The organism is Nitratireductor arenosus, assembly GCF_009742725.1.
Lineage (GTDB): Bacteria > Pseudomonadota > Alphaproteobacteria > Rhizobiales > Rhizobiaceae > Mangrovimarina > Mangrovimarina arenosa.
On record NZ_WPHG01000004.1, the window covers coordinates 25396 to 45031 of the forward strand.

Sequence of the window (19636 nt, forward strand, 5' to 3'; positions counted from 1 at the left end):
ATCGCCTTGATCACCGCCAATTCCTGCTTCATGCCGCTGCCTTCCTGTCCTGCGACCTGTCGACCAGACGGGCAGCACAGTGCTCGCATGTGGATTTTCCGGGTTCAGTCAGAATCCCGCAGCACACCATGTCCGGCCCGCCCTTCTGACCTTGTGGAGACAGATCGACAGGCATTCGACAGCGTGACGGGGTGAACCGGTCGGGAACGCAATCGATGAAGCGCATACCGACCCGGTGGGGCTCTTCATCGGTGCGCCGTGGCTTTGGCGCTGGCACCTTGAAGGAAAACCGGTCGCTGCCGTCGAAGACGTTCAGCGCTTTCTTGGCGAGGCTGCCGGGAAGCTCATAGGGCGCGGCGGGCTTCTTGACGCGCGGTGCGTTGCTTTTGCGCGACCACGCCCCACCGGGAGGATTTGCCGAGAGGTAGAGTCCCATGCGGCGAACCTTGCCAATCACCGCGTTGCGCGTGACCTGGCAGTCGTGGTCGCGGCCGCGATTGACCTGATGGGCGATCTGCGAGGCCGAAAGCTTCCGCTCCGCCACGAGACGGCGAATGAGGGTTTCTTCCTCGGGTGAGTATTTGGAAAGGGGGTGACTGGTCATTCGGCGGCCATCGCCTTCGACACCTTCGCCAGCGCCTTGACCTCGATCTGCCGGATGCGCTCACGGGAAACCCCGATCACCGGGCTAAGATCGGCCAGCGTGACCTTCTCATCCGAGAGGTATCGGGCTTCGATGATGGCGCGCTCGCGCTTCTTGAGCCGGCCAAGCGCCCTGTCCAAAGCAGCGCTTCGCCGCTCCCCATCGATCACGGTTTCGGCCAGTTCGTCGGGTCTAGGGTTGGCGCACACCAGTGTGTCGCCCACGGTCAAGTCACCACCGACACGGGCCTCCATCGACATGGACATGACGGGCCGCTCGCCCCGGAAAAACCGCATCTTGGCGGCGGCGGAACTCGGGCCGCGCACGACGCCAACCTGCCGGAAGACGTAATCGAGGATTTGCGCGCGGACCCACCATTGCGCATAGGTGTAGAAGCGGTTCCCCCGGTCGGGATCGAACTTGTCCAGCGCGGTCAGGAGTCCGATAATGCCCTCCGACACCAGATCCTCGACCGGCACGCCGAATGTGCGGTATTTCCTCGCGATGGAGACGGCCAGCCGCGAAAACGCCAGGACGATACGGTCGCGGGCATGATCGTCGCCGGCCTTGGCCTTGCGGATCAGCGCGGATTCCTCGACGGGGGAGAGATAGGCTTGCGAGACGCGCATCAGAACGACCTCGGCGGCACGAATAGGCAGATCGTCTTGCCGTCGTCCTTGCCGGCTACGGTGCACCAATGAAAAAGCCCATCGGGTGAATGGCGAACGCGCTTGTCGGTCATCGGCACGATTTCGCCCGACGGCACGACGTATCCCTCGGGCCGCTCCTTGACGGCGTCGACGGCTCTACAGTCAAAATTTGAGCAGCAGGCGAATGGATATTTCCATCCGTTGGGCTGGGCCGCCGTCGGCAGCGCGTCATGCGCCCGGCTGGCCTGTACCGCGGCAAAAACCAGCCCGGCCGACAGCATCCCCGCAAGGGCGATCGTCTCACGCCTCATTACCACCCTCCCGGCCCTTCTGGATGATGGTTTGAGCAGCCTCGTAGGCCGCGATGGCGATTTCCGTCTGTCGCAGTTCTTCCGTGCGGCTGGCGATATCGGCTTCAAGCCGTAGCTTTGCCCCGTTGAGCCCGTCCAGAAACCGCGCCACGGCGTCGGTGTTGCGGGACAGCAGATCGGGCAGCGGGATCGGGTCGGCTGTGAACTCGGCATCCAGCCCGCTTGCCAAATCCTTTGAAATTGCCGCGTCGGTGGAGCGGATCAACTGCATGATTTTTGCCATGACGGTCCTCTCAAATTCGGGTTTAGAGGCGCGGCGGCTAGATGCGCATCGGCATCAGGACGGTGCGCAGCGGGTCGTCGTCGGACGTGAATATGCTGGGAGATGATCCAATTCCGCCGGCTTCCGCAGATAGCGTGACGCCATCACCGCTGAGCGCCGAAAGCACGTCGAGCAGATATCGGCCATTGAAGCCGACCTTGAATCCGCCTGTATCGAAGGTTTTGCAGGACAGGGTTTCGCGACCGGAATACGCGCCGCCGTCCCGCGTGATGGAAACGCGGCCATCGGCCCCGGTCAGGATGACTGCGCAGTCATTCCCGAGAGCATCCAGAGACGAAAGCCTTAGCAGCACCGCAACAGCCTCGCGTCGGTCGAGATGGGCATAGGGAGCCGGTGGTTCCGGCAGGGCGCGCGCGATATCGGGATACGTCCCGTCGATGCATTTCGTCGTGAACACCAGCCCGTCATATTCGAACCGCGCCGACAGGCTGTCGGTGGAGAATACCGCTGCTTTCGGCTCAAGCTTCCGCTTCACCAGAAACGCCACGGCTTCGCTTGGCAGGATTGCGCCCTCCGCCCCGACCGGTATGAACGGGATGGGCATCCACGCCATGCGACGGCCGTCGGTCGCCACGACAACGGGCTCTCCGTTGAGGTAAACGGTCGCTACGCCGTTGAGGTAATAGCGGAATTCATCGGTTGAGGCAGCGAACATCACCCGCTTGATCGCGGCGATAAATCCGACATTGTCCAATGCGGTGCGGTGGCCCTCGTTTTTCTCAAGAAGGTTGCTTGGAAAGTCGGACGCGGCATAGGATGGAAGCTGGTATTCGCTGCCGTTGAATTTGATCGTGGCCAGCGAGTGGTCATCGGTGATTTCGATTGCTTCGTTGCCTGGAATATGCGCGAGCAGACCCGCCAATGAGTGGCAGTCGATAGCAGCCGAGCCCCGCGACTTACCGACGGTCGGCAGCGCAACCTCAACACGCATGTCCACACCGCCCATCGCCGAAAGCCTGCCATCCGACAGCTTCACTGCCGACAGGACGGGGATGGAATTCCGGCGATGGACGACGCCTTTGGCGATATGGAGCGCCGATGCGAGGCTCCGGGCTGTGGTTTCCATTTTCATTGACGGTCCTCGGGTTTGAGAACTATTCAGCGGCCTCGGCGAGCGCCGAAAGCTCGCGTGCGATTTCAGCCAGACGCGACCGCGCGATAAGCGGCGCGGTCCACTGGCGGGTTGAAGGGAATGCGGCCGAAACGAACGCCGGCCCGAACGCGTCCACCATTGCGCCAAGATGATCGCCGGACGGCTTCGCCCGGCCACGCAACCAGTTCTCCACCGTGCCGCTCGAAACGCCCGTCACGGCCTCGGTGTGCTGCGCCGTGGCGCGCGGAAAGGCTGCGAACAGAAAGCGGACGACGCCCTCCATATCGAGATTTGCAACTTTGCAAGATTTGCTGGCGGACATGCTGGAAGCTCCCATGCTGATCTGTTGACCAGCGTTGGGGAGCGGCGCATGGCGCGTCCGGCTCCAGGAAGGATCGAAAAGCATGGGAGACGCCTCCACAGACGAGATACAAGACATTGGATGGCAGTCGGCAGGTGACGCCGCGCGCAGGCTCTTGGCGGAACTGGACGCGCGGAAGAAATCTCGGGAATGGGTGCTGGCGAACGACAATCATGCCGGCTCCCCCGCTTCCCCAAGGGCCTTGGTGCATGAATGACAGTGCTTTGAGCCCGTGCCGGCGCACAGGCCGGGATTGAGGCAATGAGGCCGCAGCGGACGCGCCGGCTTCGCAAACGGCTTCTTCACGAAATCGGGGATTTCATCGTCGGAAATCGTGGCCGATGCGCCCGGAGCCGGAGAAGGCGCATCGGCCTCCGCGCTAGCCGGAGAGGATTGCGGCTCGTGCGCGGAATTGGTTTCAGCCGGGGAAGCGGGGGAATGGCTTACCGCCTCCCCGGCCTTTTCCTCGTCCACAGTGGGGACGGGACGAGGATTTTCGGATTCGGTGATCTCACCGGTGGCGGGGTCGTGGTCGACGGCGCTCCGGTCTTGCGTGGCCGTCGAGCCGTTCCCCGCACGCGCATACGCGTGCGACCCGTCCCCCATGCCAGACGCGCGCTCATAGGCGTCGCGGTACAGGTCGAGCATGTCGTTGCGGTCGCGGAATTTCTCCGGGTTCTTGTCGGCGTCGCGAATTTCGCGCACCAATGCTCCGGCAGCGGCCTTGTCGTAGCCGGCCGCTTTCATTTCGGCGTAGACGGCCTTGGTATCTTCCTTCGCCGCGTCTTCGGTTTCACGGCAGCGAAGCACGCGGTCGATGAAAGCCTTGAATTGCCGTTGAGCGAATTGGTCAGCGTTCATGCCCTACTCCCAATCGCCCATGCGGGCCTTGCCCGGATCGCGGGGAGCGCGGCGGAAGGCATGCAGCGCCAAAAGCAGCGCGCCGCCCACAGCGGCTATCGGGGCGATCATGATGGCGAGGCTGACGAGAGCGTCGGTCATGCGGCGCTCTCCTTGTTGGGGGTGTTGAGGGCGGAGTGGGACATGCCGGCCAAAACCCGCTCGCGCGTCGCCTCGCGCGGCTCCCGACCGTCCCGAAGCTGAAACACAAACAGGGGGTCGCCGGCGAAACGCTTGCCGAATGCAGTAGGCGCGATCTCGTTTTCCGAGATGAAGGTTTCGACCCGCGACTTGAATTCGTCCAGCGTCATCGTTCCTACCTATAGGACTATTCCTTTCTCAATAGGTACTTTCCTATTGGACCGGTGTCAAGCGAGGTGACAAACATTCCGCATGGACGCTGTGAGAAAACGAATTGCCGGGGCGATTGCCGACCGAGGGCTGACCTACAAACAGGTCTCAATCGAACTCGGGAAGAACCATGCCTACATGCAGCAATATCTGGATCGGGGAATCCCCGCGAAGCTCAGCGAAGACGTGCGCGGCCGGCTTTCCGAAATCCTGGATATCCCCGAAAGCGAACTGGGCGCGAAAGCCGGTCGATCTTCACGCCCTCCTGCCGGCGACGTAGCAAGCCTTGCGATTCGCGGGGGCGCAGGGATCGGCAGCCCGGAAGGCGTCCTGTCCCATGACAATGGCGAGGTTTATGCAGACCACATCAACGGCTTCTGGAGCTTCCCAGAGCCGGTAAAGGCCGGCTGGCGGAATATGCCACAGGTCTATTCGCTACCGGTCACGGGCGACAGCATGGAGCCTACCCTGGCATCAGGCAGCTACGTGTTCGTCGACATGACGCACACCGTGCCGCAACCGGAAGATATCTACGCCTGCGACTTCGGAGACGGCCTATCCATCAAGCGCCTTCAACTCGTTCCGCGAACTGACAAGATCAAGGTGATGTCCGACAACGAACGCTACGACGACCACGAGCTTAGGCGCGACGAGGTTCGGGTTTACGGTCGAGTGGTCGCGTGGTTCCAGTGGCGCGGTTAAGCGGGGCCATCAAGAACATAGCAGGAACATATTCCTTTTGCCAGAACCGTCAATGAAGATCGAAACCTATATGAAGGGCGGCTTGTGGGCCAGCGTCGCTCTAGGCGGCGCCGCGCTTGGCTTGGGGCACCTGCCCTTCGCAATGATCTGCCTTGGTGCTGCCTTCGCCTCCGTGGGCGAGTGGATGCACTACCGGAAGCGCTTCGACGTGGTTCCGGCTACCATGAACACTCCCGGAGGGGTAAAGCATCAATACATCCGCGTGCGACATAAGCCGGGCGATGCGCTCATAGCCATCGGCTTCCTGTTCGGCGTCGTCGGTCTGGCCGGCGTCATCCGAACGATGTTCTTCCAGTAGCCGGCTGGCCCGAGCGGCCCTGATCCCGAACACAGCCGAAGCGGCGACCATCCACGACATGCTCCCCAGAGCAAGCGGAAGGTTTTCAGTCGCCAGACCGACAATCGCCACGGCCACGCCGAACGAATATGTCCCGATGCTGAATCCCGTCCAGTAACCATTCGGCCCGAAGCCCTTGGGCCATGTGTGGATTTCCATTCCGGCCTCCTGATCCCTCCAAACCAGGCCCGCCTCGCGCGGGCTTTTTCGTGCTCCGAACCTATCAATAAGATTTTTCCTACACAATAGGCAAAAACCTATTGACACTATGATAGGACTAATCCTATTTTCTCCCAACACCACGGGAGATCACCGATGTCCGCATACGCCACCACATTCTCCGACCTGACCGCCACGCTGGCCGGGTGCGCGTCTCCGATCACGGTTGTTCGCGACGGGCAGTTCGAGCGCGCCATCTGCGACGGTGAGCGCATCGGCTGGTTCGTCGAGAGCAATGTCTATCCGGGCGAATGGAAATGGAGCGCCTGCGGCACCAGCGGATACGAGACGAGCCGCGCGGCCTGCATCAAGGCCATTGAGCGGCGGGTGGCGGAATGGCGCGCCCATCGCGCTTCCGATGAAGCCTATCGAGCCGGGATCGACGCCATGGGCGAACCGCTGCGCGGCCTCGCAATCGAACGCGACAGGGCGGCGCTCCGGCTTGAAATCGAGCGCGCCCGCACCGTGCGCCGGCCCGATGATCTTCTGGCAGCCGAGGAAGCCTATCGCAACGCCGTGATGGCGTTCGACGCCGCGGAACGGGCGAAAGCGGAGGCGGCGTGATGAGGCCGACTTACGTGTACCTCGTCTGGAATAAGTCCAGGAGTGAATGCGTCGGCTTTGACGAAAAAGCAGACGCGATCTGGACCTCCAAAGGCTGTTATCCGCGCGGGCATAACGCGTTCGGCACACCAACAATCGGAGAAGTGTTCCGCGATTGTTACGCCAAAGAAGGCGGAGAACTCTTCATGCAGAAGGTGAAGGTGTCGTGATGCGTGACCTCTCCAAAGCCACTGGAGGCGAGTGACATGGACAAATTCCTCTGGTCCCTCGCCGCCGAGCCGGAAGAACCGGAACCCATGCGCAACGTCCTCGCCATGCTCGCCATCATGGCGTTGGTGATTGGCTCAGGGATGGTTTTGACGGGGGTGTTCGGATGAGCAATTCCAATCTCGTCGACCTGACGATTCAGGTTCACCACATGACGGATCGCGCCGACTTGGTTTCCGACACCGGCGAGACGGACGACGCGGTTTGGCTTCCGCTTTCGCAGTGCGAAGTGCTGCAACGGCCGAACTGCATGGCCGTCGTCACAATGCCGGAATGGCTGGCCGTCGAACGAGGGCTGGTCTGATGAGCGCCCCATTTGGTTACACCGGTCGATCCGGAATCCGCTCCATCGCTCCGATGAACGAGCCGTTCCGGTTTTTCTCCGAGAAGGTCGACGAGTGCCTTTCCCTGCCCGGCGCTGCCGGTCTGGACGCGCTTCGCGACCTGATCATGGAGGCTCAGTCCGACAAGGAAGCCGGCTACGGCCCGCCGCAGGATGATTTGAACCGCGCCCGCCGCCGCTGGCTGGACCGCTACGACGCGGTCTACGTCCGCGCGGGCAACGACAACACCGACGAGATGAGGAAGGCAGGCCACTGATGAATGTGCATGTAGAGGCCCAGGACATCGCCACGATTGTCGAGACAGACCCCGCGTCCGTCCTCGTTGACGAGGATATTTATAGTCGATTCCTCGATCACCTGAAAGCGAAGGTCGAGGCATTCGAGCCCGATCTTTCGACGGCGACCAGCCGCAAGGAAATTGCATCGCTCGCCTATGGCGTGACGCGCGCCAAGACCACCATCGACGCCGCCGGCAAGAAGCTCAATGAAGAAGCCCGCGCGAAGATCAACGCGGTAGATGCAAAGAGGCGCGCCGTTCGCGAAGACCTGGACGCGCTTGCAGAGCGCGCCCGCCAGCCGCTCACCAATTGGGAGAAGCAGGAAGATGCCCGCATCGACTACTGCAAGTCCATCCTCCAAGCGATCGAGGATTGCGGCAACGGCCTGATCGGCGGCGAGCCCCAGCCTTTCCCCGTTCTGTTGCACGAGCTTGAAGAAAAGATCGTCATCAACAAGGAACTCGGCGAGTTCGAGGAACAGGCGCGTGTGGCTCACAAGCTCGCGCTCGATAAGGTCAAGGCCGCCTATGCGGCGCACCAGCGCGCCGAGGCCGACCGGATCGAACTGGAAAAGCTGCGCGCCGAAAAGGCGGAACGCGACCGGATCGAAGCGGAACGCGCCGAGAAGGAGCGGCTTGCCGCCGAAGCGGCCGAGCGTGAGCGCGCCGAAGCGGAGCGCAAAGCCAAGGAAGAAGCTGAGTACAAGGCCAATGTCGCCCGCGCGGCGGAAGAAGCGCGCCTTGCTGAAATCGCGAAGGCGAAAGCCGAGCAAGACCGCATCGAACGGGAAGCGGCCGCCAAGGTTGCCGCCGCCGAAGCCGAAGCGAAGGCCGCGCGAGAAAAGGCCGAACGCGACGAGCGCGAGCGGCAGGAGGCGATTGAACGCACCAAGCGCGAAGAAGAAGCGCGCGCCGCCGACCGCGAGCATCGTTCCGCAGTCATGGGCGAAGTCAAGGCCGCGCTGATGGCGCAGGGCGCGGGCGAGGCTACGGCCAAGAAAATCGTGCTGGCGATCATCGCCGGCGAAATCCCTCACTGCCGCTTGGAGTTTTGAGCATGAACACCGCAGTCGATATCCGCAAGGAAGACAGCACCGTCCAGCGCTATGACGACGACCAGCGCGCGGACCCCTTTGTGCAGATGATCGAGCGCGTCGTGCTGGACCCGAATGCGTCCGTCGACAAGCTGGAGCGCATGCTGGCGCTGCGCAACGAGGAAGTCGAAAACACTCGTCGGCGAGATCGCGAGGATGCCGAGATTGCGGCGAAGCGCTCCTATTTTGCGGCCATGTCGAAGTGCCAGGCCGAATTGCCGGTCGTCACCAAGAACCGCAACAACACGCACACCAAGTCGACATATGCCGATCTGGCGGCAATCGAAGAACAGGCCATGCCGATCATCCATCGGTACGGTTTTGCGGTGTCCTTCCAGCCCGACGGCTACAACGACAAGGGCGAACTGCGCATCTTGTGGGAAATCTCCCACGAGGAAGGCCACGTTCGCAACGGCCTCGGAGAAATCCCGCTGGACGCCGCCGGCTCGCAGGGCAAGGTCAACAAGACCGGCACCCAAGCATTCGGCAGCACCGCCACCTATGGCCGGCGATACCTGCTTTGCATGCTGTTCAACATTTCGACGGGCGACGACAGGGACGGGAACGCCATCGCAGACGGTAAAGCAGGCGACCTGATCACGGATGATCAGGCCCGCATCATCCGAACCCTGATTGAAGAAACAAACTCCGACATTGAACAGTTCTGCCGTCTTGGCGGGATTAGCGCGATCCCTGACATGTGCATCGTCGACTTTGACGACGCGGTTCGCCTTCTCCGGGCCAAGAAATCCCGAATGGAAGCAAGCGGAGGGCAGAGATGATGGCGATGGAGATTTTCGATTTCGAACAGGGCACGCCCGAGTGGTTCGAATGCCGCGCCGGCATCCCCACGGCCAGCATGTTTGCCACCGTGATGGCGTCCGGTCGCGGCGGCGGCGAGAGCAAGACCCGCGCCAAGTACATGCGTCAGGTCGCCGGCGAGATCATCACCGGCAGGCCGATGGAGACATACTCCAACCCTCACATGGATCGCGGCCATGAAATGGAGCCGGAAGCGCGCAAGCGCTACGCCTTCCTGACGGACGCCGAGATCAAGCAAGTCGGCTTCATCCGCAATGGCCAGAAGGGGTGCTCGCCGGATTCTCTCGTCGGCGGCAGTGGAATGCTTGAGATCAAGTCCAAGCTGCCGGACCTTCTAATCGAATGTATCGAGCGCGACGGCTTCCCGCCAGAGCACAAGGCTCAATGCCAGGGCGGCTTGTGGGTCGCTGAACGCGAATGGATCGATATCGTCGTCTACTGGCCGGGCATGCCGATCTTCATCAAGCGCGCCTATCGCGACGAGGCGTACATCGCGGAAATGTCCCGAGCCGTTTCGAGGTTCAACGAGGAACTGGCCGAACTGGTCGAGCGCATCCGCGACTACGAGCCCGAGCCCGCGCCACGGGAAGAACTGCCCGAAATCGTCGCGAACATGATGGCCGGCTAACCCCTCCCAAGCCGCCCACCTGCCCCGGTTCGCGCCTGTGTGCCGAGTAGCGCGACCGGGGATTTTCGAAAGGGAAAGACCGATGGCCGAAGCACCGATCCTCTACCAATGGGATGGCGAAGCGATGATCCCCGCCGCGCAGCATTGGGCGCGGCAGGCGGACAGGCAATTCGTCGTCGGCGAGCGCTACCGGATGGTCGAGCACCACGACCGCTCCGCGAACTCGCACCGGCATTTCTTCGCCTGCATCCATGACGCATGGCAGAACCTGCCCGACCGCATGCTTGAGCAGTACCCGACTTCCGAGCACCTGCGCAAGAAAGCGCTGATCTGGAAAGGGTATCGGGACGAGCGCTCCATCGTATGCGCCAGCGCGGCGGAGGCGCAGCGCGTGGCCGCGTTCGTCAAGCCGATGGATGATTTCGCCGTCGTCACGGTCAAGGACGCCGTGGTCCGCGTCTGGACCGCCAAGAGCCAATCCGTCAAAGCCATGGGCCGGAAGGAATTTCAGGACAGCAAGAGCGACGTTCTGGATTTCGTCGACGATCTTCTTGGCGTTGAGCGTGGCGATACGGCGCGTACCGGGAGGGACGCGGCATGACGCTCAAGGATATCCGCCGCTGGTTGCGTCCCTTTCTCCATTGGAGGTCGAAGAAAGCGCAGGCCAGAACGCCGAAGCCCCGCGACGTACTTGCCGCCGGCATTCCAGAATTTGCCGCGGCGTCGAAGCAGGAAACCGAAGCCCTGTCACGCGGCTGGACGCAAGGTGTGTCCCGAGCCCGTGCAGAGATGCAGCGCGCCGTGCTGGTCGACCTGGCGAGAGGCAAGCCCCGTGTGCGGGTGAAGGCCCGGTGGGCGGCATGAGCGTTTCAGCATATCCACTTCAATGGCCTGTCGGCCGGCCTCGCACGGAACCCGGCAAGCGCCAGTATGGGCGCTTCAACAAGAAGATGCACAACGGCCGCTGGAACGAAACCCGAAGCCTCAGCGTGGCTGACGCATTGTCCCGGCTCCAGGACGAGCTGGACCGGCTTGGCGCTCGATATCCTGTCGTATCGAGCAATCTCGAACCCCGTCTTGACGGCCTGCCGCGCTCCGGCCAGCGCGAGCCTGACGACCCCGGCGTAGCGCTGTATTTCGACTTGAAGGGCAAGCCCCACTGCATGCCATGTGACACATACCTGCGGACTGCGGATAACATCGCCGCCATAGCCGCGCACATCAATGCGACACGTGCAATCGAGCGTCACGGTGTAGCCACCGTTGATGAGATGTTCGCCGGATTCCAGGCCCTCCCCGCCCCCGGCGCGGCCGACAGTCAGCTTTGGTGGAAGGTGCTGGGGGTATCCTCTGACGCCACGAGGGCCGAGATAAATGCCGCCTATCGAAAGCGCGCGGCTGAGGCTCATCCCGACCGGGCGGGAGGTTCGGCGAGCGCCATGGCGGAGATCAACGCGGCCCGAGACGCTGCGCTCAAATCGCTCGGAGGTGCTTGATGGCATCCCGCGTCGCTCGCCCTGTCACGGCCTTCTCGGAAGACCCGTCGGGTAAGGACCAGAAGCGCATCGTCGACGAGCGGCACTTGTCGTTCATCCGGTCCCTGCCCTCGATCATCTCCGGCGCCGGCCCGTGCGAGGCGTGCCACATCCGGTACGGCGATCCGCTGTACCGAAAAAAATCGACGGGCAAAGCGCAAAAGCCGGACGACGCGTGGGCCGTTCCCATGACGCCGGAAGAGCACCGAGCCCAGCACGCCATGAGCGAAGTGCAGTTCTGGAACATGCATCGCATCGATCCGCTGGCCGTGGCGCGCGACCTCTACGCGCATACCGGAGATCGAGAGGCTGCGGTGAAGATCATTGCGAACGCGAGGAAAACGAAATGACGAATGAGCATCAGAAGCAAGACGGCCGCACGCCCGATCTGGTTGAACGGCTGCGCACCATGACGGCCATGATCAATATGGGCGAGAAAGTGTCCATGGTCTACGAAACCGAACTGCGCCACCGCGCAGCCGCCGAAATTGAGCGCCTGCGCGCCAAGCTGGCAGAAGCGAGGGTGGTGATTGAGCCGTTTGCGCGGCGTGCTGGGAAATTGGACGGGCACTGGCGAGAAGGAGACACCAACTGGTCTCCGGCGTACGGCTACACGGCAATCACTATAGGACACCTCCGCGCCGCTGCCGAATGGATGGGTGACGGCGACGGGCCAGACGATATGCGGGCACCCCTCGGCGCGCGGTTCAGCATCGACCATGACGGCTTTGTCGGAACCGTGATCGGCTACTACCGCCGCCATGACGGCAAGCGCGGTGTTGTGCTCCAGCAGGACGGGACCAAGGTCGTTCACGTTTACGGCGAGAAGTGGCTTAAAGCGGAGCGGAACCGATGACCCACGATCTAGAATTGAAGCCCTGCCCGTTCTGTGGAAGCGCGAACCTTAATTCGGGCGGCGACGACAAATACGTCGGATACGCATGTCTTGATTGCGGTGCCCTCGGACCAAACCACTACGATAGCCGGTTCGATTGGAACACCCGCGCCGCCCTCTCCCATGAAGGAGACGCAAGGGCAACCGACTGCGAAGACGAGACCGACCGCAAACTACAAACTGTCGTCGCGCCAGACAACGGCACAGTCCCGGAGGTTATGGCCGCAATCCTGGAATGCGCTCGCGCATGGGTTCCAGAAGCACGCATCATTGGAAATGTCCGCGCCGGAGACATAGCGCGAGCCGTCGAGTCCGCCCTCTCTACCCCCAAGGCAGAGGTAAGAGGGGGCACACTCAATCTCCATCTTGGCTCGAACAATACCGTCGATTGCGGGGGTGCGGACATCTCCGACCCCCTCCACGGTAAGAAAATAACGATACGAGATGCAAACACCTCCCCCGCCCCCACCATCACCGACGAGGCGGTGGAGCGGGCCGCCGCTTCAGATCAGATCATCGGTCAGATCGAAGATCGCTTTCCGAACTGGCAATCCTATCGCGATTTGCTCGATTGCATCGACTGCACAATGGCCGAGCTTCGGAGGGATGTGAGATGACTTACATAACGCTAAAGCTGACTCCCTATCAAGCGCGCGTCCTTTGGGGCGTGGCAGACGGGGCAGCGGACGCCGGCGCGTGCTCGGGTGGATTGGAGCCAAAAGAAGCGGAGGCGCTGGATGCGATAGTCGACAAACTTCTTTCGTCGCACGCAAAATGGAAACACGCTTTCCCCAGCAAGGGAGAGGGCGAATGAGCATGGAGTGGATTCGCAGCAACTATGGTGTCCCAGCCAAACGAGGCGGGCGCGTTGAATACACCCCATGCGAGGGCAGTAAGGACGAGCCCGGAAGATTGGGGACGATCTCGGGGACGCGCGGCCCGTATCTCCTTGTCCGTCTCGACGGCGATAAGAACTCGCGACCGTACCACCCGACATGGCAATTGCGATACCTGCCCGAAGCCGGCCGGCGCGCACTGGAGGGCAAATCGTGAGCGCGGAATTCAAAGCAATCACGCCAGAATACATGGAACGGATTATCCAAGAGGCATGCGACCGGCTCGGCTACCGCATCCTCGCGCCCGGTGAACTCGACGGGGAGACGCTGGAAGCTGCGGCGAAGGTCGCCGACAAACGCGCGGCCATGGCCGGGACCGTATCGCATGAAGCCGCCCGCGCGTTGCTGGAGGCGCTCCCTGACGCCATCCGCGCCCTGAAAGACGCGCCGGCCGGCAAAACGGATGGGGCCAAGCAGGAATGACGCGCGCGTTGCCGCTCACCCAGCGCGAAGGACAGTCGTCGCACCGGCGACGGGTCAGCGCGTCCGCAGTGCGCGAAACGCTCAAGGCGATACAGGACACCGGCCTGATTGTGGACAAGGTGTGCATTGCCGGTGGACAGGTGGAAATCACATGTCACCCGATTGAGAACCACCCGACACCGGAAAACGATGGAGGTCTCAAGGAATGGTGAGACCTGCCATGAAGATCGACTATCCGGGGCTGCTGGTTGAGCCCCTTCCGTCCGGGAACAAGCGATACCGTGTGAGGCCCGAGGGTGAGCGGGCAAGGCGCATTCGCATCTATTGCGGGCCGGACCATGATGATTTCCATCGCCAGTACCTTGCCGCCCGCCGGGGAGAAAAACCGGAGCCGATGAAGGTGGCGTCCGACTACGCCAAGCGCGGGTCGATCGGTTGGCTGGTGAATCGGTACTTCGAGTTTCTGGGTCAGCGGGTTGAAGCCGGCACGACCAGTCCAAAGACGCTGAAAAAGAAGCGAAACCTTCTGACCCGGCTGTTGGCCGAGCCTGACAAACGACTGTTCATCCCGCAGGAAAAGCTCATCGAAATGCACGACGCGATGGTCAGCACGCCGGCGCAGGCCGACGCATTCATCGAAGCCGTGGCTGTTATGTACGATTGGGCCATCTATCGCGGGCATGTCAAGTCGAACCCGGCGCGTGGCATAGACCGTGTCTATGAAAAGGGCGACGGCGCTACGCCGTGGAACGCCGAGAACGTCAGGCAATTCCTGGCGCATCACAAGATCGGCACCAAGCCACACGTCGCAATTTCCCTGCTTCTATGGACCGGTTGCCGCATCGAAGACACGACGGTTCTAGGCCGCAAGCATGAATGCGTGATCGACGGCATCGAGGCTATCCGCTGGCAGCCTTCAAAGAAGGGGTCAAGCGAAGTGACGGTTCCCTTGTTCCCTGCCCTCAAGGACGCCACCAGAGCGCCCAAAGTGCAGGGAGAGACCTATCTGCTGGGCTGGCGCGGGGAGCCCTACTCCAGCGGCGACAGCGCATCGAACATGTTCATCCGGTGGTGTCGCGCTGCTGGTCTAAAGGACCGATCTGCGCACGGCGTCCGCAAGGGGCTGGGCGAACTGCTGGCAGAGCTGGGGTGCACGCCCTACGAGGTCATGGCAATTCTGGGCCATTCCGAGGTTCGGACGAGCGAGGTCTACACGCGCCGATTCGAACGGTGGAAGCTGGCAGTTGGCGCTATGGAGCGGGTCAGGGTGTCCCATGCATGGTTCTGACGTGGGACCAAAAGAGCCGCAACCCCTTGGGAATCAAGGGCCGGACGTGCTACGTTGGTGCGGTCGAGAAGACTCGAACTTCCACGGGTTGCCCCACAGCGACCTCAACGCTGCGCGTCTACCAATTCCGCCACGACCGCACGTGGTAGAAGCCGGTTGCGACCGGCTCGGCGCGTGTAGCAAATCGCCTGTCGGGAAACAAGTGCCGCGGGGCGGCATTTTGCGGGCTTCGGCGACGGGACGGAGGCAAGGCCGGGCGCCGGCTTTACCGTGTCCGCATTTGCCGCCATATCCGGGGGCCGGGATACCGGGTTCGGCGCCGGATACAGCACACGAAAGCGTGCGGCGATCTTTCGGATTCGCTCGGTGCGCATTAGGCTCCTAAATGGACGCATGGTGCCGACGCCGGTTGGCTCGATCGGCAGACACGCTTTATCGCGGCAAGGATTCCGTCATGGCCGAACGCCAAAGCCTCGACACCACTTTTCTGCCCCTGCCCGGTGCGGGGCCGGTGACCTGGGAGATCGCGCCCGGCCTGGTCTCCTATCCAGACGCGCTCGCCTTCATGGAAGAGCGCGCGGCGGCAATTCGCGCCGGCCGGGAAAGCGAGCTGGTGTGGCTGGTCGAGCACGCGGCCCTCTACACCGCCGGCACCAGCGCCAAGCGCCAGGATCTGCTCGAACCGGGGCGGTTTCCGGTTTTCGACGCCGGTCGGGGCGGCGAATACACTTATCACGGTCCCGGCCAGCGGGTCGCCTATGTGATGCTCGACCTGAAGCGCCGGCGGCCGGACGTGCGCGTGTTCGTCGGCGCGCTGGAGGAGTGGATCATCCGCACGCTGGCACGTTTCAACGTGCGCGGCGAACGTCGCGAGGACCGGGTCGGGGTGTGGGTGACACGTCCCGACCGGCCGCCGCTCGCCGACGGATCGCCGGCCGAGGACAAGATCGCCGCGATCGGCATTCGCCTGCGCAAATGGGTCAGCTTTCACGGCATCGCCATCAATGTGGAGCCGGATCTGTCGCATTTTTCCGGCATCGTGCCGTGCGGGATTGCCGGCCACGGCGTCACCAGCCTGGTCGATCTCGGCCTGCCGGTGACGATGGCCGACCTCGACATCGCTCTGAAGGGCGCCTTTGCCGAGATTTTCGGGCCGGTGGAGACGGCGGCGGCCGAAGCCGAGACCAGGAGCGCGTAGATGAAACGACACCTCGCCGGATTTTTCCTCGCCCTGGCCATGACCGCCGCGCCCGGCGCAGCCATCGCCCAGCAGGCGGCCGACGCGGTCGCCCCGGAAATCGCCAGCGGCACCAAGGCGCGCGAAGCGGTGATGGCCGGACGGCGCATGGTGGCCGCCGCCAATCCGCTGGCCGCCGAAGCGGGGCTTGCGGTGCTGCGCGCGGGCGGCACCGCCGCCGACGCCATGGTCGCGGTGCAGACCGTGCTCGGCCTGGTCGAACCGCAATCCTCGGGCATCGGCGGCGGCGCCTTCCTGGTCTGGTACGACGCGGCAAGCGGCACGGTGACGACGTTCGACGGGCGCGAGACGGCGCCGCAGGCGGCCGCCGAGACGCTGTTCCTGACGCCGGACGGCGCGCCGATGGGGTTTTTCGAGGCCGTGGTCGGCGGCCGCTCGGTCGGCGTGCCCGGCGTGGTGCGGCTGATGGAGACCGTGCACGGCCGCTATGGCCGCAGGGACTGGGCCGACCTGTTCGAACCGGCCGCGGCGCTCGCCGAACAGGGGTTTGCCGTCTCGCCGCGGCTTGCGGCGCTGATCGCCGACGATGCCGACCGGCTCGCCGGCCAGCCGTCGACCCAGGCCTATTTCTTCCGAGACGACGGCGCGCCGCTCAAGGCCGGCGAAAAATTGGCCAATCCCGCCTATGCGCGCACGCTGCGCCGGATCGGGCGCCAGGGCGCGGACGCCTTCTACGAAGGCGCGATCGGCGAGGCGATCGTGGCGGCGGTAACCGGTCATGCCGACAATCCGGGCACGCTGACGCGCGCCGACCTTGCCGCCTACCGTGCCAGGGAGCGGGCGCCGGTGTGCCTGTCCTATCGCGGCCACGAGGTTTGCGGCATGGGTCCGCCCTCTTCCGGCGCGCTCGCGCTCGGCCAGATTCTCGGCCTGCTTGAAGGGTTCAACCTGCCCGCGCTCGGGCCCGACGCGCCCGAAAGCTGGCGCCTGATCGGCGACGCCACCCGGCTCGCCTTCGCCGATCGCGGCCGCTACGTTGCCGACAGCGACTTCACCCGCATTCCGGAGGGGCTGCTCGACCGGGCCTATCTGGCAGCGCGCGCGGCGCTGTTGCGGCGGCCGACCGCCCTGCCGGCGGCCGACGTCGTGCCCGGCGAGCCGCCGTGGAAAAAGGCGGCGCTGCGCCTCGACGGTTTTGCGCTCGAAATGCCGTCGACATCGCATTTCGTCATCGTCGACGACGACGGCAACGTCGCCTCGATGACCAGTTCGATCGAAAACGCCTTCGGCGCGCGGCTGATGGTGGAAGGGTTCCTGCTCAACAACCAGCTCACCGATTTTTCCTTCGTGCCGCAGCGCGACGGCGCGGCGGTCGCCAACCGTGCGCAGGGCGGCAAGCGGCCGCGCTCGTCGATGTCGCCGACCATCGTGCTGCGCGACGGCAGGCCGGTTCACGCGCTCGGCTCGCCGGGCGGCAGCAACATCATCGCCTATGTCGCCAAGACGCTGATCGCGCTGATCGACTGGGAGATGGACATGCAGCAGGCGGTGGCGCTACCGCATCTGACCAACCGGTTCGGCACCTATCAGCTCGAGGCCGGCACGGCGGCAGAAGATTTCGCCCGCCCGCTGGAGGCGCTCGGCTACACGGTCGAGCTCCGCGCGCTGAATTCAGGCCTGCACGGCATTACCTTCAGCGAGGACGGCACGCTCGTGGGCGGCGCCGACCCGCGCCGCGAGGGTGTCGCGGTCGGCGACTGAGACCACCGCGACCACCGGTGCCCGGCCGCTCCGGTAGCGCCGATATTCGTCCCAGGCCCACAACAGCGCCGATGCGTGGATGACGAAGGTCGCCACCAGCGCCGCGCCGAGCGCAAGGGCTTCGAGACGCCCGACCGACTTCAAGGCATGGCGAGGCCGTACCGCCCCGCCGGCCGTCAGCAGGCTCAAAACGGCAAACACCGCCCCGACGACCAGAATGATGCCGGGGTCGAAACCGGCGAAGAGGCCGAGCCACAGGAACGCGCCAAGCACCGTGAAGGCCGCCAACGCCAGCGAAAATTTGCCGCCGCAGATCTGGCGCAACACCTGTCCGCCATCGAAGCGCCAGACTGGAATCAGATTGGCGAGGTTGAAAAAGGCGATGAAGGCGGCGAGCACGGCGAGAAGCGCGGCCGCATAGTAGTATCCCGCCGCCCCGGCAACGGTGCTGGCGAGCACCGCAACCGGGACCAGGAAGGCGGAAAAACCGGCGCCCATCAGAGCAACGAAGGCGACCTCGAAACGGCTGTCATAGGGCCTGCCGCCGATCGCGATGCCGCCCAGGATCGGCACGAAGATCATCCTGACCTTTTTGTGGCCCATCAGCCGAAAGGCGGCGAGATGGCCAAGCTCGTGCAGCGCGACCGTGAGCGTCAGGCAGCTCGACAGCACGAAACCCTGCACGGTCAGGCCGAAGAACGGCCACAGCAGAAAGGTCGACAGAACCGCGAAGCCGAGCTGGGTCACAGGATGCTCGAATAGTCCGCCGACCGGCTTGCGACCGGTTTCGGCCCAGCGCTTCAGGCCGCGCGCATGCCGGCGCAGCCGAAAATACCGAAAGGCGAGGAAGGCAAGCCCGCGATAGCGGTCCGACTGGGTCAGCGACAGCCGGGTGACGCCGTCGCGCTCCGACAGCTCGATCCGTTCGCGAAAATTCTCCCAGAAAACATCGTCGAGCGCGCTGTCGCTTTCGACCCGCAGACAAAAACCCTCGCCCGGCCTGACCGCTTCCAACCGTACCGTGCGCTCGATCGGCTTGCCGTCCCGGCCTTCATGGGAGAGCCCGATGCGGACGCGGGCGTTTTCCTCGCCGATCGGTTCGGCCGACAGGATCTCGCCCGACCAGCCGGCGTCCGGGCCCAACGGCCACACGGCATTCCAGACCCGCTCCATCCCGGCGTCGATCGATACCGACGCCACAAGCCTGCGCCGGCCCAGCGGGGCGGCCAGAAGAAGGAAGATCAGGCCAAGATTGACACCGATCACAGCGGCAATGACGATCGCGGACAAGGGCACGCTCCACATTGGTCGCGCAGACTAGACCGTGTCCGTCGAAGAAAGATTTAACGGCGGGGCGTCCCCGCCGCCATGCCGCTTGCTCAATAGGCGCCGATCCACATCGCCAGCGACACGACAAACACACTGACGGAAACCAGGGCGGCCACATCCTGAAGCATATCGGTCATCACGATCCCTCCTATTCGGCTTATGTTTGTGTTATGTTCCTTTTTTGTTCCTTTTGCAATCGCCAAACGACGCCGCAGCGCCCTTGCTGCCGGCTGCTGCCAGTTTGGGTGAATCAACGGTAAACGGACGAATGAAAAGGATTCCGGCCCAACGGACCGCCGGCGCGCGGGCGGGCTCTCAGGCGTCCAACCCGTGCGGCCGGGGTTC

At 63.5% G+C, this 19636-nt stretch carries 31 protein-coding genes and 1 tRNA gene; 21 read left to right on the top strand and 11 right to left on the bottom strand.

Going from position 1 to position 19636, the window contains the following annotated elements; all coding sequences use genetic code 11:
* Positions 1 to 28: 28 nt before the first annotated feature.
* The 9 genes from GN330_RS16565 to GN330_RS16605 all read right to left on the bottom strand — a co-directional run bounded on the left by GN330_RS16565 (position 29) and on the right by GN330_RS16605 (position 4612).
* Positions 29 to 604 carry a GcrA family cell cycle regulator gene (locus GN330_RS16565; RefSeq protein WP_156713841.1) on the bottom strand — a complete coding sequence of 192 codons (576 nt, stop codon included), beginning with the start codon at positions 602 to 604 and terminating at the stop codon, positions 29 to 31.
* Positions 601 to 1272, bottom strand: coding sequence for a sigma-70 family RNA polymerase sigma factor (locus GN330_RS16570; RefSeq protein WP_156713842.1), 672 nt, complete (start codon positions 1270 to 1272; stop codon positions 601 to 603). The genes GN330_RS16565 and GN330_RS16570 overlap by 4 nt, the downstream gene beginning before the upstream one ends.
* Entirely contained in the window at positions 1272 to 1604 is a 333-nt protein-coding gene (locus tag GN330_RS16575; protein WP_425487177.1) for a hypothetical protein, read from the bottom strand. Before GN330_RS16575 ends, GN330_RS16570 begins: the two co-directional genes overlap by 1 nt.
* Positions 1594 to 1887 carry a hypothetical protein gene (locus tag GN330_RS16580; RefSeq protein WP_156713843.1) on the bottom strand — a complete coding sequence of 98 codons (294 nt, stop codon included), beginning with the start codon at positions 1885 to 1887 and terminating at the stop codon, positions 1594 to 1596. Before GN330_RS16580 ends, GN330_RS16575 begins: the two co-directional genes overlap by 11 nt.
* 37 nt (positions 1888 to 1924) lie before the next feature.
* Positions 1925 to 3019 (bottom strand): DNA polymerase III subunit beta, encoded by a 1095-nt coding sequence (gene dnaN, locus GN330_RS16585; protein WP_156713844.1) that lies wholly within the window; start codon positions 3017 to 3019, stop codon positions 1925 to 1927.
* Positions 3020 to 3041: 22 nt separating this feature from the next.
* Positions 3042 to 3446: a helix-turn-helix domain-containing protein gene (locus GN330_RS16590; protein ID WP_156713845.1), complete on the bottom strand. Its 405-nt coding sequence runs from the start codon at positions 3444 to 3446 to the stop codon at positions 3042 to 3044.
* A gap of 126 nt (positions 3447 to 3572) precedes the next feature.
* Positions 3573 to 4262 carry a GapR family DNA-binding domain-containing protein gene (locus tag GN330_RS16595; RefSeq protein WP_156713846.1) on the bottom strand — a complete coding sequence of 230 codons (690 nt, stop codon included), beginning with the start codon at positions 4260 to 4262 and terminating at the stop codon, positions 3573 to 3575.
* A gap of 3 nt (positions 4263 to 4265) precedes the next feature.
* Positions 4266 to 4403 (bottom strand): hypothetical protein, encoded by a 138-nt coding sequence (locus GN330_RS16600; protein ID WP_156713847.1) that lies wholly within the window; start codon positions 4401 to 4403, stop codon positions 4266 to 4268.
* Complete coding sequence (locus GN330_RS16605; RefSeq protein WP_156713848.1) at positions 4400 to 4612, bottom strand: hypothetical protein; 213 nt, start codon at positions 4610 to 4612, stop codon at positions 4400 to 4402. The genes GN330_RS16600 and GN330_RS16605 overlap by 4 nt, the downstream gene beginning before the upstream one ends.
* An 82-nt stretch (positions 4613 to 4694) precedes the next feature.
* On the opposite strand from GN330_RS16605, the gene GN330_RS16610 reads away from it, so the two are divergent.
* The 19 genes from GN330_RS16610 to GN330_RS16695 all read left to right on the top strand — a co-directional run bounded on the left by GN330_RS16610 (position 4695) and on the right by GN330_RS16695 (position 15003).
* Positions 4695 to 5354: a S24 family peptidase gene (locus GN330_RS16610; RefSeq protein ID WP_156713849.1), complete on the top strand. Its 660-nt coding sequence runs from the start codon at positions 4695 to 4697 to the stop codon at positions 5352 to 5354.
* Positions 5355 to 5406: 52 nt separating this feature from the next.
* A complete protein-coding gene (locus GN330_RS16615; RefSeq protein ID WP_156713850.1) occupies positions 5407 to 5712 on the top strand; it encodes a hypothetical protein in 306 nt (101 codons plus the stop codon).
* A 354-nt stretch (positions 5713 to 6066) separates the two neighbouring features.
* Complete coding sequence (locus tag GN330_RS16620; protein WP_156713851.1) at positions 6067 to 6534, top strand: hypothetical protein; 468 nt, start codon at positions 6067 to 6069, stop codon at positions 6532 to 6534.
* The gene (locus GN330_RS16625) at positions 6534 to 6743 is read left to right on the top strand and encodes a hypothetical protein (protein ID WP_156713852.1); all 210 of its coding nucleotides are present in this window, start codon (positions 6534 to 6536) and stop codon (positions 6741 to 6743) included. The genes GN330_RS16620 and GN330_RS16625 overlap by 1 nt, the downstream gene beginning before the upstream one ends.
* Before the next feature lie 36 nt (positions 6744 to 6779).
* Positions 6780 to 6911: a hypothetical protein gene (locus GN330_RS24030; RefSeq protein WP_281349439.1), complete on the top strand. Its 132-nt coding sequence runs from the start codon at positions 6780 to 6782 to the stop codon at positions 6909 to 6911.
* Positions 6908 to 7105, top strand: a complete 198-nt coding sequence (locus GN330_RS16630; RefSeq protein WP_156713853.1) for a hypothetical protein — start codon at positions 6908 to 6910, stop codon at positions 7103 to 7105. The genes GN330_RS24030 and GN330_RS16630 overlap by 4 nt, the downstream gene beginning before the upstream one ends.
* Entirely contained in the window at positions 7105 to 7401 is a 297-nt protein-coding gene (locus tag GN330_RS16635; RefSeq protein WP_156713854.1) for a hypothetical protein, read from the top strand. Before GN330_RS16630 ends, GN330_RS16635 begins: the two co-directional genes overlap by 1 nt.
* Positions 7401 to 8477, top strand: coding sequence for a hypothetical protein (locus GN330_RS16640; protein WP_156713855.1), 1077 nt, complete (start codon positions 7401 to 7403; stop codon positions 8475 to 8477). Before GN330_RS16635 ends, GN330_RS16640 begins: the two co-directional genes overlap by 1 nt.
* A gap of 2 nt (positions 8478 to 8479) precedes the next feature.
* Complete coding sequence (locus tag GN330_RS16645) at positions 8480 to 9298, top strand: ERF family protein (RefSeq protein WP_156713856.1); 819 nt, start codon at positions 8480 to 8482, stop codon at positions 9296 to 9298.
* Positions 9298 to 9966 (top strand): lambda exonuclease family protein, encoded by a 669-nt coding sequence (locus tag GN330_RS16650; protein WP_156714253.1) that lies wholly within the window; start codon positions 9298 to 9300, stop codon positions 9964 to 9966. The genes GN330_RS16645 and GN330_RS16650 overlap by 1 nt, the downstream gene beginning before the upstream one ends.
* A gap of 82 nt (positions 9967 to 10048) precedes the next feature.
* Positions 10049 to 10567 carry a hypothetical protein gene (locus GN330_RS16655; protein WP_156713857.1) on the top strand — a complete coding sequence of 173 codons (519 nt, stop codon included), beginning with the start codon at positions 10049 to 10051 and terminating at the stop codon, positions 10565 to 10567.
* On the top strand, positions 10564 to 10830 hold the full coding sequence (locus GN330_RS16660) for a hypothetical protein (RefSeq protein ID WP_156713858.1): 267 nt from the start codon (positions 10564 to 10566) through the stop codon (positions 10828 to 10830). Before GN330_RS16655 ends, GN330_RS16660 begins: the two co-directional genes overlap by 4 nt.
* Positions 10827 to 11462: a J domain-containing protein gene (locus tag GN330_RS16665; protein WP_156713859.1), complete on the top strand. Its 636-nt coding sequence runs from the start codon at positions 10827 to 10829 to the stop codon at positions 11460 to 11462. The genes GN330_RS16660 and GN330_RS16665 overlap by 4 nt, the downstream gene beginning before the upstream one ends.
* The gene (locus GN330_RS16670; RefSeq protein WP_156713860.1) at positions 11462 to 11851 is read left to right on the top strand and encodes a DUF968 domain-containing protein; all 390 of its coding nucleotides are present in this window, start codon (positions 11462 to 11464) and stop codon (positions 11849 to 11851) included. Before GN330_RS16665 ends, GN330_RS16670 begins: the two co-directional genes overlap by 1 nt.
* The gene (locus GN330_RS16675) at positions 11848 to 12357 is read left to right on the top strand and encodes a hypothetical protein (RefSeq protein WP_156713861.1); all 510 of its coding nucleotides are present in this window, start codon (positions 11848 to 11850) and stop codon (positions 12355 to 12357) included. The genes GN330_RS16670 and GN330_RS16675 overlap by 4 nt, the downstream gene beginning before the upstream one ends.
* Positions 12354 to 13013, top strand: coding sequence for a Lar family restriction alleviation protein (locus GN330_RS16680; protein WP_156713862.1), 660 nt, complete (start codon positions 12354 to 12356; stop codon positions 13011 to 13013). The genes GN330_RS16675 and GN330_RS16680 overlap by 4 nt, the downstream gene beginning before the upstream one ends.
* Positions 13014 to 13445: 432 nt before the next feature.
* On the top strand, positions 13446 to 13715 hold the full coding sequence (locus tag GN330_RS16685) for a hypothetical protein (RefSeq protein ID WP_156713863.1): 270 nt from the start codon (positions 13446 to 13448) through the stop codon (positions 13713 to 13715).
* Positions 13712 to 13927 carry a hypothetical protein gene (locus tag GN330_RS16690; protein ID WP_156713864.1) on the top strand — a complete coding sequence of 72 codons (216 nt, stop codon included), beginning with the start codon at positions 13712 to 13714 and terminating at the stop codon, positions 13925 to 13927. Before GN330_RS16685 ends, GN330_RS16690 begins: the two co-directional genes overlap by 4 nt.
* 8 nt (positions 13928 to 13935) lie before the next feature.
* The gene (locus GN330_RS16695) at positions 13936 to 15003 is read left to right on the top strand and encodes a tyrosine-type recombinase/integrase (protein WP_246188729.1); all 1068 of its coding nucleotides are present in this window, start codon (positions 13936 to 13938) and stop codon (positions 15001 to 15003) included.
* Between the two features lie 55 nt (positions 15004 to 15058).
* On the opposite strand, the gene GN330_RS16700 is transcribed toward GN330_RS16695, so the two are convergent.
* A tRNA-Leu gene (locus GN330_RS16700) sits at positions 15059 to 15143 on the bottom strand.
* A 314-nt stretch (positions 15144 to 15457) separates the two neighbouring features.
* Here GN330_RS16700 and lipB point away from each other — a divergent pair.
* Positions 15458 to 16201, top strand: a complete 744-nt coding sequence (gene lipB, locus GN330_RS16705; protein ID WP_156713866.1) for a lipoyl(octanoyl) transferase LipB — start codon at positions 15458 to 15460, stop codon at positions 16199 to 16201.
* On the top strand, positions 16202 to 17962 hold the full coding sequence (gene ggt / locus GN330_RS16710) for a gamma-glutamyltransferase (RefSeq protein ID WP_156713867.1): 1761 nt from the start codon (positions 16202 to 16204) through the stop codon (positions 17960 to 17962). It begins immediately after the preceding gene.
* Here the strand turns inward: ggt and GN330_RS16715 are convergent.
* A complete protein-coding gene (locus tag GN330_RS16715) occupies positions 17873 to 19252 on the bottom strand; it encodes a site-2 protease family protein (protein WP_246188730.1) in 1380 nt (459 codons plus the stop codon). The genes ggt and GN330_RS16715 overlap by 90 nt on opposite strands.
* Between the last annotated feature and the right edge of the window lie 384 nt (positions 19253 to 19636).